The organism is Epilithonimonas lactis (assembly GCF_900110605.1).
GTDB lineage: Bacteria > Bacteroidota > Bacteroidia > Flavobacteriales > Weeksellaceae > Epilithonimonas > Epilithonimonas lactis.
Genome location: NZ_FOFI01000002.1, coordinates 231,843 through 246,959, shown reverse-complemented (window position 1 = coordinate 246,959; position 15,117 = coordinate 231,843). Strand labels below are relative to the sequence as shown.

The window sequence follows — 15,117 nt, the reverse complement described above, 5'->3', positions numbered from 1 at the left end:
AGTATTATTAATATTTTTGACCATTCTAAAAAAACAAAACACATTCTAGAATGAGCGAAAAATTACAATGGGCAACGCTGAAGAACTTTCCTTGGATTGTCTTTTTCGTCGCGATTTTCATTTGGGTTGCCATTGCCGGAGCCAATTTCTATTATCAACTGCAGGGCGGTTTTACAGGGACTGGTCTGCTTTTTCCGATCTCTGTCATCTATCCCAATCAATTTTTGTGGAGCGGCTTTGTGTTCGCCTTTCTGTTTTTTTTCGCCGGGATTTTCGCCTTCCGATATTCAGAAAAACTGAATGTCTATCTTCTCTTTTTGGTCGCGATTGCTCTTGTAGTTTTAGGAAATCTGAGTCAGGGAAATTTTGATATCGCCTTTCTGCAACCGTTTTACCTGAAAGGAAGACAGTATTATGCTGATGCGATCCAAATCACAGATGGCGCAATTTGGCTTCGTGATTTCACCAAAAATCTGGAACATTTTCAACTTCACACCAGAACGCATCCACCATTTGTGACGCTCTTGCATTTCTGGATCCTGAATATTTCTAACATCGAAACCCTGGCAATTGTATTCTTTGCCATTGGCTGTTTGTCATTTCCTATATTTTATAAGATCCTGGTTTATCTCGGCTTCGAAGCGCAGAGAAGAAAATGGCTCTTGATTTTGTTTGCCGTGATCCCATCGGTCAATATTTATCTTTTGGTCTCCATCGATTCTTTGGTATTGACTTCCACATTTATCTTCCTTTTAGGATTTGCGAGGATCTTCAATCAAAATAAAATCGACGTTTGGTCATTCGTATTCATCTTTTCAGGATTGCTTTTGACGAATTTGATCACTTTTTCAGGTTTGTTTCTGTTTGCATTTTTAGGCTGTTTCAGTTTCTATTTTTTACTCAAAGGAAAATGGAATTTCATCTGGCTGAGTTTGATGATGACAATCCTATTTGTTTTAGCATTTCTGATGATTCGTGTAACAACAGGTTATAGTCATTTGGAAACCTTCCTACAGGCATCACATTCAGAAAATCCGGATGGTTTCAGACTTTTTCATCAGCCATTTGTTTATTTGATGACCAGGCTGGAAGATATTGGGGAGATATTTTTGTTTCTGTCTTTTGGCTTCCTGGCAATTCTCTTTTCAAAGAGAGCTGGAACCGAAGTTTTTGGAAATCCAAAGATCAATATTCTGTTTTTCTCCGCTATTGCTGCTCTGTCGGCAATGCTTCTCACAGGCGCTTACGGAACTGGTGAAACGGCGAGAGCCTGTCTGTTTTTGGTACCTTATTTTTTGATCTTGTTGAAGGATGTTGATCCCAACCAATTCAAGGTTTTGTTTTATCTCTGTCTGATTCAGACGTTTGGGATGCAGATGATCGGGAATTTTTATTGGTGATAGCATCTGTATCCTGCCGATTCCTTTAATGATCATCAACGAACAAGATTAATAATCATTTTAATACTTTTGTAAAAATTTCCTGAAAACCAATGACAATATTACATCCAGCTTATACGATCCTTTTTGTGATGCTGATCTTGTTCAGTTTTCAGGAAGTGTACGGAAATTCAGAGAAAAAATCTTCACTTTCGGTCTGGTTGGTTGGTATCGTTATGATTGTGCTCGCAGGATTGCGTGGCAATGTAGGCGCAGATTATCCAGTCTATCGCACGTTCTACAACTTATATTTTCCAACGATAGATTATTCCGAATTGATAGATAAAATGCTGTTGCGGAAGAATGACCTGGAAATCGAATGGATGTACGTGATGCTTAACAAGTTTGTCTTTGCGTTTGGCGGTCCATTTCAAACTTTTACAATTGTCAGTGCTTGTATCTCCATAGGAATAAAGCTTTGGACCTTCAGGAAAGATTCGGCTTATCCGGTTTTTTCTGCATTGATACTACTTATTCCCGGATATTTCATCGCCGACAGCGGACACATGAGGCAGGCACTTGGAATGTCGATCTGTATTCTTTCTTATCAATTCATCAAAGAGAGAAAACTAGGCTGGTTTCTCCTCTGTCTGTATGTTGCTTATGGTTTCCACAAGTCTGCCATCATCTTTATGCCCGCATATTGGCTGGTAACGATCCCGATGAATAGCAAAAGGATTTTTTATGCCGTGATTGCCTGCATCATACTTTCACCTTTCCAGATCTATAACTTGTTTGCTGGATTTCTTGGTAGCCTCAATCTTCAGGATGTTTCCAATGGCTACAACGGTTATATTGGTTATGAGGACAAGGCGTCTAGTTTCATGGATGGAATCATGATCCTCAATGCTTTTCTACTGGTAATGTATGACAAGGAAGCCTGTCAGAGGGTTTGGTATTATGAATATATCAGGAATATCATGGTGATGGGTGTTTGTCTTTATTTTATATTCCGGGACAATCCTGTTTTTTCTACGCGATTGGTGGGTGTGTATGTTGGATTTGGAGCGCTGCTGATTCCCAATATCATTTATGGAATGGAAAAGGTCAATATGCGAAGATTCTGGCACTTTTTCTTTGTATCCTTTATGATCTTCTATTATTTTGTTTTTGCGCAATATCAAGGGAAGGCAGGAAGGTTCACGCCTGAGACTTACACCAATTTTCTTTGGAACTACTAATCAATTTTATGAAAAAACACACGATACTTTTCTTGATACTTCTAATTTTGGGTCTATTGATCTTTTTCAATATCCAGGCCGTCACTAGTTTTGCTGGGCGATACATTTACCCGCTGGATGATGCCTACATCCATTTGTCGATGGCGAAGAATTTTGCAGAATTCCAAACCTGGGGAATCACGCAGTACGAATTTTCATCCACAACTTCTTCTCCGCTTTTCACATTTCTGCTGGCGATCTTGATCAAGGTTTTTGGTAATTGGGAATATATTCCGTTGGTTGCCAATACGGTGGCAGGCTTATTTTTAATTTGGATCTCTCACAATTATCTGAAGCAATTTTCAAAATTGACCTACACTATTTTTCTAGCTTCAATAGTTTTATTAATGCCATTGCACCTGATGATCATGACGGGAATGGAGCACGTTTTCCACACGTTGTCAATGGTTTTGGTTTTGCTCGCCTTCAAAAAATATTTGGAGCACGAGACGCCAAGAGGTTTTTCCAATTTGGCTTTGATAGCGATTTTGGCGACAGGTTTCCGGTACGAAAGCTTGTTCTTCATATTTTTCATGTGCGTCTATCTGTTCTTCATCAAGAAAGAATATTTTCAAAGCATTGCATTGGGATTGTTTGCGTTGACACCGGTTTTGATCTATGGTTGGATCTCTTTGGATCACGGTTCATTCTTCCTTCCGAACTCTCTGATCTTAAAAGGAAATACAAACAATGGATTGGTGGGATTTGTGACCAGAATGGCTGGAAATGGCTTTCGCGGAATTTCCGTTCTGATATTGGTCCTGATTCTGATTGCGCAGATCTTCATCAAAGCGAAAGGTGAAAGATTATGGATGAATAAGATTTCCAAAAATGCAATTCCTCTCATCGTTTTCTGTGGATTTTCATTGCATCTTATGTTTGCTAATTTTGGTTGGCTTATTCGCTATGAGGCTTATTTGGTTGTAGTTGTTCTATTTGCAATTGCACCTTTTGCGGATAGCGTTTTTCAGAAAAGAACAGGAGATGTCATTCTAAAAACCGAAATCATTGTATTTCTTCTGGTCGTATTTTGTCTGCGTTTTATTCCGATGGTGAAAAATCAAACACTTGCTTCTAAAAATATCTATGACCAACAGATACAACTGGCAGATTTTCTTCATAAATATTACAAGGATTCCAAAGTTGTTGCCAATGATATTGGGGCGATCACTTATTACAACAATATTCATCTGCTTGATACTTATGGACTCGGAAGCATCGAAGTTGCGAAACTTAGAAAAGATGAACATGGTAAATTTGCCGACACCAAAGATCTTAAGGATTACATCTACAATACCTCCAGATCTCAGGATTTCGATGTTGCTATGGTGTATCATACTTGGGCGAAGATGCCAGATTATTTCACGAAAGTGGGAACGATTGAGATTCTGGATAATTACATTTGTGGCGGGTCAATTGTTACATTTTATGCCGTGAAAAAAGAAAATACAGACAAACTAAGAAGTCAATTGGTTGAGTTTTCCAAACAAATGCCGAAAGATGTCATCATTAATATTATAAAATAGGATCAATGAACTTCGAAGATTTTATTATTCCACCAAGAAAAGTCCGAACCGAGAATTGGCAGATCGGAGACAAGATCACCAACGAGATAAAGGAAGACAGCATTGTGTTGTTGTTTTTGTCCGATTACCGCGGTGCAAACGGCGATGCCGATAGTCAGGAATTTACGCAGATCCGAAGAGAGTTTTACAAATTATCTCAACTCGATTTTGAGATTCCGATTGTAGATCTGGGCGATTTGGTTTCCGGGAAAACACCTCAGGATTCGCATTATATTTTGCAGGAGGTTTTGTCAGCTTGTCACTTCAAACACGCGATTCCAATCGTGATTGGCGGAAGCAACGACTTTGCTTTTTCGCTTTTTTCGGCGCTCAGTTTTCATCAGAAAGACATCAATTATACGCAGATCAGCAATGTGGTTTCTCTGAAACAAGACGAAGAGATTCACGAGTCAAATTTCCTAAGTAAGATCTTGGGTTCCAAAAATTTCTCTATCAAGAATTATCATCACCTTGGTTATCAGAAACATCTGAACGAATCTGATTCTGTGAAACTCATCAAGGAAGTTCAATTTGACATTATCCGATTGGCAGAGATGATGAATTCCACAGAGAAAACCGAGCCTTACTTCCGAAAGGCAGATTTGGTGACCATCAACTGTGATGCGGTGGAAAGTTTCAACGAGGCTTTTTCCATCAATCCACAGGTGAATGGCCTTAATAAAAGGGAAGTTTGCGCGTATATGAAGGAAATCGGACTTGGTGAAAAACTAAAGTCTGTCGGGATTTTCAATTATAATATTTATTCTGATTCTCAGCTCAATCACCAGCTTTTGGCGCAGATGCTTTGGTATTTGATCGAGGGGATCAATATTCAAAGGTCGCATCCGAAAGAGAAGTCTTTTGAAACATTTTTTGTTTTGATCAAGGATGAGCAATATGCTTTCAAACGCGATGTTTTCAGCAATCTTTGGTATTTTGGCGAGGATGAGAATATTGACAATTGTATTCCGTGTTCGCGTTCGGATTTTGACGAGGCCAAAAGAGGATTTCTAAGTCCGAGATTTACAAGAAATTAAAATATGAATTTTCAATTTCATATCAAAGTTTCAATCATCGTACCCGTTTATAATGTCGAATTATATCTGGAAAAATGTCTGTTGTCCTTGGTCGGTCAAACTTTGAAGGAAATTGAGATCTTGGTCATCAATGATGGAAGCAAGGATAATTCGCAACAAATCATTGAAGACTTTCAACAAAAATATCCGAATCAAGTTTTCGGTTTCATCAAAGAAAATGGCGGTCTTAGCGATGCGCGAAATTACGGGATTGATAGAGCGAAAGGAAAATATCTAGGTTTTGTAGATAGCGACGATTACGTTTCGGGAACGATGTTTGAAGAAATGTACAATCTTGCTGAAAAACACCAAGCTGAAATGACGATTTGTAATCTTCAAAAAGTCGATGAGGTCGGAAACGTCACTCAAAAGTTGACCCAACTTCCAGGTTTTCCCGAGAAAATTGTTCTAGCAGAAAATATCTCTGTTTTCTCTGATATTTCATATTTTGCTTGTAACAAGATTTTCAATAGAGATTTGTTCAATGGAAAGCGATTCAAAAAAGGAATTCATTTTGAAGATATTGAGTTGATCCCACAACTTTTATTGGAATGCAATGTTTTAGCTTTTACATCGAATTTTCATTATCAATATTTGGAAAGGCAAGATTCCATCAGCAAAAGTCATACAATGAAAGGGCTCGATATTTTGAATGCTGTGGAAACTGTGGAAAAATCATTTCAGAAAAGTAGATTTTCAAATCATACGGAAGCTTTGAAGAATTTTCAAATTTTGGAAGGTGTCTACACATTTTTGGCCTATTTGGCTTTTGTGAAAAAAGATGATGATTTTTACAAAATGTCGCAAATTTTGGATACTTTTATACAAACTAAAGGCCTAAAAACTAAAGATATATTGCAATTTAATCGGTTTGGTAAGAATTATCTGTTATCTTTGCCACTGAAAAAAAAATTATATTATCTCTTGTACTTCTTCGGATTTAAGGGACTTATCCGGAGATTAATGAATCAAAATTGAAATCCAGAAACCGCAACATAAATGAATAATTTCCAAGTTTTTTTAGAAAGTTACGGGATATCTTTTTTCTATTTTAAGATGTTTTTAGGATTCGCTTTTTCATTTCTTATCACTTATCTCGCTATTCCCACCATCATCAAAATTTCCAGACGTAAAAATCTAATGGATGAGCCTGGTACAAGAAGTTCTCATTTAAGAAAGATTCCCAATCTGGGCGGTATTGCTATATTTTTTTCTTTAGGTGTTTGCGCACCAATTTTTGCTTACGAACTTTTTGACCGATACAAATTCCTTTTCGCATCATTCATCATCTTATTTTTTGTTGGGATCATGGACGATATCATGGTTCTGCGAGCGTACAAGAAACTATTGGCGCAGATCCTTGTTTCTGCACTGATGGTGATTGGGTCCGATGTGAGGATTACCAGTCTATTTGGATTGTTTGGTGTCTATGAGATCAATTATTACATCAGCGTGATTTTCAGCATAATGACATTTATTATTCTGATCAATGCCTTTAATTTGATTGATGGGATCGATGGTTTGGCGGGTAGCTATACCATTGTTACAAGTGCGCTGTTTGGAATCAGTTTTTTCAGATTGGGCAATCACAATGATCCTTTGGTCATTCTCTGTGCCATTCTAATTGCCGCATCTTTAGGTTTTCTGATCTATAATTTGTCGGAAAAAAGGAGCAGTAAGATCTTTATGGGTGATACAGGTTCTATGATCTTAGGCTTTTTGTTATCATTCACGTGCATTTCGTTTATAGATATTTTCATTGCGAAAAAAGACGATGTATTTTATCATTTGCAGGCGGCGCCAGTTATTGCAGTTGCTATTTTGATTTTGCCAATTATAGATACGATCACGGTCATAGTCACCAGGATGTACCACCGTAAGTCGATCATGTCTCCGGACAAGAATCATATCCATCACAAATTACTGAATCTGGGATTGACCCACAAACGATCCACAGGTTTGATTATATCATATTTCCTTTTTATTATTGCAGTAGCTTATTTCTTAAGACATATGGACGTTAATCGCTTGTTAGCGGTCATTATGACTTTGGGTTTTATTGGAGCATATCTGCCAATATTTCTATTGAGATTCAAAAAAGATTAAAATTGTTATATTTTTGCAAAAAAACATTGATGAAACAACGTCATTTATTTAACATACTCCTACTCCTGGTCCTCTTTGGGGCTACTTCTTGTATTTCGCAAAAAGATGTAAGATATTTACAGCCAAGTGAAAGCTTAAGTATCAACGAAGAAGGCTTGGTTCCTTACAGTGTTCCAGAATACAGAGTGACAAAAGGTGATATTTTGACACTGAATGTCGTAACGACCCCGAAAGGTGACGCCGCGCAATTCTATTCCGCACTCAATGCTTCAGGCGCTGGTGGAGGCGCTCAGGCGGGTGCTGCTGGGGGACAAACCGGTGGAGGTGGTGGGTCAGGTGGGAACGCCACTTTCTATTTCAATGGTTTGAAAGTCGATACGAATGGAGATGTCAATATCTTCGGAATCGGATATGTCAAAGCTGAGGGAAGAACGGTGGAAGATATGACAAAGGAGATACAATCTCGTGTCAATGAGAACTTTCTACAAGGAAAATCTGAGGTAAGACTAAATCTTGACGGCATCCGATACTATATTTTGGGTGATATGGAAACTGTAGGCGTTACTGGCGAAAAGACCGCCTACGTAACGCAGCTCAACATCATGCAAGCTATCGCAATGAACGGCGGTCTGAACCGTACCGTTGACCGAAAAAGCATAACCATCCATAGAAAATATCCAGAAGGCATAAAAACTGCAAAACTAGATTTAACGCGCGAGGATGCTATGAATTCCCCGTATTATTGGTTGCAAAATGGTGATATCATTTATCTGAATACCAACAAGAAAAGCATCAACGGATTTGGAAAAGAACCACTTCAGACTATAACCACTGGTGTTTCATTGATTACGACTGTCATGTCTATCTATCTAATTGTTAAGAGCTTATAATGATTCCAGATAAAAACGGCAACAATGCCCAAAATACAGCGCAGAATGCTGAAAAAATGGGGTCATTCAGTTTGTTTGATCCGGTTCACTTTGTGCAAAGGGTCATACGCAATTGGTACTGGTTTGTCCTCTTAGGTTTTTTAGGGTACTGTATCTCATATGTTTATAGTAAATATTATGCACAAAGGGTTTTTTCTGCCAACCTTTCCTTGAGTATATCCAATAATACATCCAGCTATTTTACGCCTAATCAATCGATTAACTTTATTTGGGGACAAGGCGGAAACCAAGACGGTGTCTATCTGAAAAAAATATTATTGTCGAGAAGTCATAACGAGTACTTGGTAAAAAAGCTGAATCTGAATACCAATTATACCACGAAAGGCTTGATCAAGACCACTTATCTGGATCAGGAGGACAGTCCGGTCTTCTTGGAGATTGATAACGAACATTTGCAACAGGTTAATTATCCCATCACAATTATCCCAAAAGGAAAAGATAAATATGAGATCATCCTGCCAGAAGAAGGTGAGTCTACCAATTTATACAGTTTTGTTTCGGAATCGTCGGAATCAGTACCCGCATATGCGAGACCGGAAAATAAAACACTGAGTGTTAATGAATGGTATGAAACGCCGAATCTGAAATTTAAGTTGGTTCCAAATCCTGTTGTGCCCAAAAAAGGGCTGGAAAACATCATGGTGACGCTTATTCCTGTCAATCAAGCTGTTAATAATATTATCAGTAGCATTGCAGTGGATTTTGACAAGGAACTTCCGTCTATCATGATCATCAGCAAATCGGGGTATAACCTTAATAATATTGTAGGTTTTCTGAATAATTCTGTAAAGGAATTGATCAAGAAAAGATTGATGGATCAAAATACAGTGGACCAAAATACTGTGGAGTACCTCAATGAAAATCTTACCAAGATCAGGAAAAAACTGGATTCCAGCGGTGCCGTTCTCAACAATCTGAAGATTAACAACCGCCTCTTCGATATGGAGAACATCGACTCCAAAACCTTAGCTAAGTTGACGGAGCTTGAAACTCAAAAAGCTGAATTGGTGACGAAGATCAATTCCCTCAATAATATCAAATCTTCTGTCAGTACCAATAGTATTGAGAAAATGATCAGTTTGAATCTGGCTGGGATTGAAGATGGTAATTTCAATGCCTCGGTATCGGAACTAAAATCTCTCTATGCCAAAAGAAGAGAGATGGCACAGATCTACACCCCGAATTCTGAGCCAATGAGAGAAATCAATCGGCTTATCAATGAAGCCAAATTCAATTCTCAAGATGGACTGAAAAAATATTTTGAAGGCTATTACAACAAACTGACAGATCTCAATGCGGAAATAGCAAAGATGGACCAAGATCTTGTCACGCTGCCAGAAAAACAACGTATCTTTCTAGATGCCCAAAGAGGTTATGATATCATCGAAAGTACGTACAACACACTGCTTACGGAGCAAGCTAAATCCCAAATGAGGGTGGCAACAAACCAAAGCAATCTAAGTGTCATCGACTGGGCAAAGAATCTCGGACAAGGACCTATTGCACCCAATGTGAATGCTACAAAGATGCAGATCATAGGTGGTCTTTTACTTATTCCACTAATTTTCTTAGCCTTAGGAGAATTGTTGGATAACAAAATTAGAAATCTTAAAGAGCTGCTATCCGCTACTAGGATTCCATTGCTCGGCGTCATTGGTCACAATAATTATGATAATAACCTCACTGTTCTGGAAGAGCCAAAATCATCAATTTCAGAAGCTTTCCGGGCGATAAGGGCAAATCTCAGATTCTTGTTTGATGAAGAGCAAAAAAGCAAAGTGGTCCTTGTGACATCGTCCATCAGTGGCGAAGGAAAGACCTATGTGTCGATCAATATTGCATCGGTTTTAGGCCTGAGCGGGAAAAAAGCCGTATTGTTGGGAATGGACCTTAGAAAACCTAAAATTTTCGGGGATTTCAAGATCAATAACAAAAACGGAATTTCCAATTATCTTACTGGCCAAGTAGAATTGGAGGACATTATCAATCATACCAGCATACCTGGATTGGATGTGATCACTTCTGGACCTATTCCACCAAATCCATCAGAACTCTTGATGAGCGATAATAATATGAAGTTCATCGAAAGATTGAAAGAAATCTATGAATATGTCATTATAGATTCACCACCAGTTGGGCTGGTTGCCGATTCTTTCGAACTCATCAAAAAAGCGGATACCACGATCTATGTTGCCCGCCACGAGTATACCGAGAAGCACATGTTAAGAATGATCAGCGAAAAATATTTTAACAAGGAAGTTGTCAACCTGGGTCTGGTCTATAATGACTTCAGTATCAAGCAAGGCTACGGTTATGGATACGGCTACGGATACGGTTATGGCTACGGCTATGGTTATGGTTATTTTGATGAAGATAAAAATTATAAAGAGCCAACGATCATCAAGATCAGAAATAAACTGAAAATGTTTTTCAACAGAAAATAGGAGCCTTTTTAAAGGCTTTTATTTTTTTTGCAGACTATTTTAAAGATATGTTCGTTTTTATAACAATAATTTATATTTTTCGAGTCTTATTTAACTTAACTTTAAGAAGTTCCTTAAACTAAAAATGTTTTATATTTGCACCAAATTTTTGAGTAAAAGACGTTTCAGCATATTGAAAATGAAGAAAGAACTAACTTATACCTTTATCGCCTTGTTTTGTTTTCTCGGTTTTGCCAATGCGCAGAGGCACGAGATAGGAGTACAACTGGGTATGAGTAATCTTGTGGGTGACATCGGCAGAACAAATTATGTTTTGCAAAAACCTGTTGGAAGCGTCTCAGACAATGGTTTGCCATTTTATGGTGGATTGTTGTACAGGATGAATTTTAACCCATATCAAACGGTAAGGCTTAATCTAGGTTTCAGCAATATCCAGTTTGATGACAGGTATGCGAAAGAAAATTACCGAAGAATGAGACAACTGCGAGGAACCAATTCGGTGTTCTCTGCAGACTTGCTTTTCGAATATAATTTCTTGCCAGTCAATGACGAGCAGATAAGTATGATCAGTCCTTATATTTTTGGAGGGATCTCTGCATTGTACATGAACGGTTCAAAACCAGAGCTTACCATCAACTCGGCTTCAGACGTACTTGTGAACTACAGGAAAGAAAATACATTCACAATGGGCTTGCCTTTTGGAATAGGACTCAAATATAAATTCAATTACAATTGGGCATTGTCGGGAGAGTTCACTTTCAGACCTACATTCTCAGACAAAGTGGATTACAGCGCCATGGAAGAAGGTGATGTGAGAGTTTTGCAAACATCACTCGATGAAGCACAAACAGCCGCGGTTGTCCAAGGTTTCGTACAGCAAAGGAATGTAGGAAATCCAAATTCAAAAGATTGGGTCAACTCTGCAACACTTATTTTGTCTTATTCTTTTGGAAGACCACCTTGTTATTGCAAATAATGGTTATGAAGGATTTAAAAACACTTATTAATAAAGACAATTTGCCTCAACATGTTGCTGTGATAATGGATGGCAATGGCAGATGGGCAAAATCCAGAGGCGAAGAAAGAACCTATGGACACAAGAATGCGATAACGGCAGTTCGTAATGTGATCAATGCATGTAACGAGGTTCATATTCCTTACCTTACCCTTTATACGTTCTCCTCGGAAAACTGGAACAGACCAAAAGAAGAAGTAGATACACTGATGAATCTTTTGTCAGAAACATTGTTGTTGGAGGCAGAAGAGATCTTTTCAAAAGGATTAAGAATGCATGTGATCGGCGATGTTTCCACTTTGCCAGACCTTGTGAAAGATCAGCTTTTGAATGTGGTGGAGCTTACCAAAGACAACAAAGGCGGAAATCTGATTCTGGCATTGAGCTACGGTTCTCAGAAAGAGATTTTGAAAGCTGTGAAAGAGATCAGCCAAGAAGTGAAGGAAGGAAAGATCTCTGCAGAAGACATTGATGAGAAATGTTTTGAAGATCATTTATACACCAAAGATTTTCCACAGGTCGATCTTATGATCAGAACCAGTGGAGAAGTGAGGATCAGTAATTTTTTGCTTTGGCAGATCGCCTATGCAGAATTGCAGTTCTTAGATGTTCTATGGCCAGATTTTACAAAAGATACATTTTTCCAATGCATTTTGGATTATCAGAATAAGGAAAGAAGATACGGAAAGACAAGCGATCAGCTTACTTCATAAATATATTAGAAAAGAGAACAACTTCAATAAGAATGAGATTAAGAATTATACCCATTATTATGTTAACAGCTTCAGCGTATTTCCACGCACAAGTTGTTCCACAGGGTAACAATGCAGAAAACACAGAACTTGCACCAAACCAAAATCAAGAATATGTTCTGAAAGATATCGTTGTAGACGGTGTCAAAAGATACACTCCAGCTCAGATTTTGCGTTTCACAGGTCTAGTGAAAGGAGAGAAGTTAGAGATTCCCGGGCAACGAGTTAGCAACGCTATCAAGAAACTTTGGGAAACACAGTCTTTTTCTAAAGTAGAGGTTTACATTCAAGATGTTGAAGGGCAAAATGTTGTCCTGCAATTCTCTTTGCAAGACCTCAAAGAACTTGGAGAAGTCAAATTTACAGGTAAAGGAATTGGAAAATCCAAAAATGAGAAACTCATCAAGGAAAACAATCTGAAGCCTGGTACAAAGATTAATAACAACCTTGTTTCCAATTTGCAAAACAAGATCCCACAGGAATATATTGCGAAAGGATTTGCAGATGCAAAGATCAACATCCAGGAGAAAGCCAATGGTGGAGATGCCAATCTGGTAGATTGGACGATTGAAGTATCGAAAGGTAAAAAAGTAAAGATTGACAAGATCGAATTTGAAGGGAACACCAGTGTATCCGACAGAAAGCTGAGAAAAAGCGGTTTCAAAGATACAAAGCAGAAAAGATTTCTTCTTGGGATTTTGAAGCCATCCAAATTTGTTCAGGATAAATATGATGAGGACAAGAAAAACCTGATCAGTTACTACAACTCACTAGGTTTCCGCGATGCAACCATCGTTTCTGATTCTGTGACCAGAAATAACAAAGGTTATAACATCAATGTGAAGCTGAACGAAGGTAAAAAATATTACATCGGTGACATCAACTTCATCGGTAATACAACCTTTACAACAGAATTTTTACAAAGGGTTTTAGGATATAAAACCGGAGATATCTACGATGCTGTAGGATTTAACAAAAAAGTTGGAGATGATGGCGGTAAAGAAGATGACTCTGATATCAAATCCATCTACATGAACAATGGATTCTTGTTTTCCAACGTAACACCGATCGAGAAATCCGTAAAAGGAGACTCTATCAACTTGGAAATCAGGATCAATGAAGGAGAAAAGGCAACTTGGAACCGTGTGACATGGTCTGGTAACGTTACCACTCATGACCACGTGATCCTAAGAGCGCTTAGAACGAAACCAGGCGCATTGTTTGCAAAAACAGATATCAAAAGAACCTATTTCGAATTGGCAGGAATGCAGTTTTTCGATCCTCAACAGATCGGAACAGATGTGAAACCAAATCCACAAGATAATACGGTGAACATGCACTGGACACTTGTAGAGAAAGGTTCTTCCCAAGTACAGCTACAAGCTGGTTACGGTGGAGGATCGTTCATCGGAACTTTGGGGTTGACCTTTAATAACTTCTCATTGAGAAACTTCCTGAAATTCAAAGATTTCAAACCGGTTCCTCAAGGTGATGGTCAGACGTTGTCACTTCAGGCTCAGGCAGGACAGTTTTTCACCAACTACGGGATCTCTTTTACAGAGCCGTGGGTTTTTGGGACAAGACCAACTGCACTTAGCGTCGGATTGAATTATTCCAATGTGAACTATTCTCTTTCTACAGGCGATCAGAGGATGAACATCTTCTCTGCGAATGTTGGTTTGACGAGATTGTTAAAATGGCCAGATGATTATTTCTCTCTTTACACAGGGATCCAGTACCAGAGTTATGATTTTAGCAATTATCCATTCTATTTTGGAGAAAAGCTAGAGAATAATGGTAGTACAAAATCATTCAGTTTTAATATAGGATTGAGCAGAAGTTCGGCCGGTTTGGACCCAGTGTTCCCAACTTATGGATCCAATGTAGAAGCAACATTGAAGTTTACGCCACCATATTCTTGGTTCAGCGACAAAGATTACTCTACAATGAGTACTTTGGACAAGTACAAATGGATGGAATTCTACAAGGTGAAGTTGAAAGCAGATTTCTACAACGAGGTGATTGGAAAGTTGGTTCTTAGAACAACTGGAGAAATGGGATTCTTGAGCGGTTATAGCAAAGAATTAGGACCACCACCATTCGAAAGATACTATGTTGGAGGTGTTGGATTGTTCAACGGTAGATATGATGGTAGAGAATTGGTACCTTTGAGAGGTTATGAAAATGCTTCTTCCACAGGTTTTAGTGAATCATCCACTTATGATATCACACCTTATGGAGGTGCAACGATCTACAACAGATTTGCAGCAGAACTTAGATATCCAATCTCTATGAACCAAACAGCGAAGATCTTCGTTTTGACCTTTGTAGAAGCTGGTAATGCCTGGAATAGCTATGGATCTTACAATCCTTTCAAATTGAAAAGATCAGCTGGACTTGGGATCAGAGTATCGATGTCAGCATTTGGATTGATCGGATTTGACTTCGCTTATGGATTCGATAGAACATTAGGAAGTTCAGAACCATCCGGATGGCAACAACATTTCTTGATGAATCAACCATTATAAAATAATTTTTTATTTTTATACG

The 15,117-nt window shown here is 38.3% G+C and carries 11 protein-coding genes; all 11 read left to right on the top strand.

Features of this window, described 5'->3' with window-relative positions:
• Nucleotides 1-50: 50 nt before the first annotated feature.
• Nucleotides 51-1,400, top strand: a complete 1,350-nt coding sequence (locus tag BMW39_RS06375) for a hypothetical protein (protein ID WP_051879807.1) — start codon at nucleotides 51-53, stop codon at nucleotides 1,398-1,400.
• A 92-nt stretch (nucleotides 1,401-1,492) separates the two neighbouring features.
• Entirely contained in the window at nucleotides 1,493-2,620 is a 1,128-nt protein-coding gene (locus BMW39_RS06370; RefSeq protein ID WP_034973164.1) for an EpsG family protein, read from the top strand.
• A gap of 8 nt (nucleotides 2,621-2,628) precedes the next feature.
• Nucleotides 2,629-4,185 carry a hypothetical protein gene (locus BMW39_RS06365; RefSeq protein ID WP_034973163.1) on the top strand — a complete coding sequence of 519 codons (1,557 nt, stop codon included), beginning with the start codon at nucleotides 2,629-2,631 and terminating at the stop codon, nucleotides 4,183-4,185.
• Nucleotides 4,186-4,190: 5 nt separating this feature from the next.
• Nucleotides 4,191-5,261 carry a formimidoylglutamase gene (locus tag BMW39_RS06360; protein WP_034973162.1) on the top strand — a complete coding sequence of 357 codons (1,071 nt, stop codon included), beginning with the start codon at nucleotides 4,191-4,193 and terminating at the stop codon, nucleotides 5,259-5,261.
• A gap of 3 nt (nucleotides 5,262-5,264) precedes the next feature.
• Nucleotides 5,265-6,278: a glycosyltransferase gene (locus BMW39_RS06355; RefSeq protein WP_034973161.1), complete on the top strand. Its 1,014-nt coding sequence runs from the start codon at nucleotides 5,265-5,267 to the stop codon at nucleotides 6,276-6,278.
• Nucleotides 6,279-6,299: 21 nt separating this feature from the next.
• Nucleotides 6,300-7,406, top strand: coding sequence for a glycosyltransferase family 4 protein (locus BMW39_RS06350; protein ID WP_034973160.1), 1,107 nt, complete (start codon nucleotides 6,300-6,302; stop codon nucleotides 7,404-7,406).
• A gap of 29 nt (nucleotides 7,407-7,435) precedes the next feature.
• Nucleotides 7,436-8,296: a polysaccharide biosynthesis/export family protein gene (locus tag BMW39_RS06345; RefSeq protein ID WP_034973158.1), complete on the top strand. Its 861-nt coding sequence runs from the start codon at nucleotides 7,436-7,438 to the stop codon at nucleotides 8,294-8,296.
• A complete protein-coding gene (locus BMW39_RS06340; protein ID WP_034973156.1) occupies nucleotides 8,296-10,800 on the top strand; it encodes an exopolysaccharide transport family protein in 2,505 nt (834 codons plus the stop codon). Before BMW39_RS06345 ends, BMW39_RS06340 begins: the two co-directional genes overlap by 1 nt.
• Before the next feature lie 178 nt (nucleotides 10,801-10,978).
• Nucleotides 10,979-11,776, top strand: coding sequence for a type IX secretion system protein PorG (porG, locus tag BMW39_RS06335; protein ID WP_034973155.1), 798 nt, complete (start codon nucleotides 10,979-10,981; stop codon nucleotides 11,774-11,776).
• 5 nt (nucleotides 11,777-11,781) lie between these two features.
• Nucleotides 11,782-12,528, top strand: coding sequence for an isoprenyl transferase (locus tag BMW39_RS06330; RefSeq protein WP_034974193.1), 747 nt, complete (start codon nucleotides 11,782-11,784; stop codon nucleotides 12,526-12,528).
• Nucleotides 12,529-12,560: 32 nt separating this feature from the next.
• Nucleotides 12,561-15,095, top strand: coding sequence for a BamA/OMP85 family outer membrane protein (locus tag BMW39_RS06325; protein WP_034973153.1), 2,535 nt, complete (start codon nucleotides 12,561-12,563; stop codon nucleotides 15,093-15,095).
• Nucleotides 15,096-15,117: the final 22 nt, after the last annotated feature.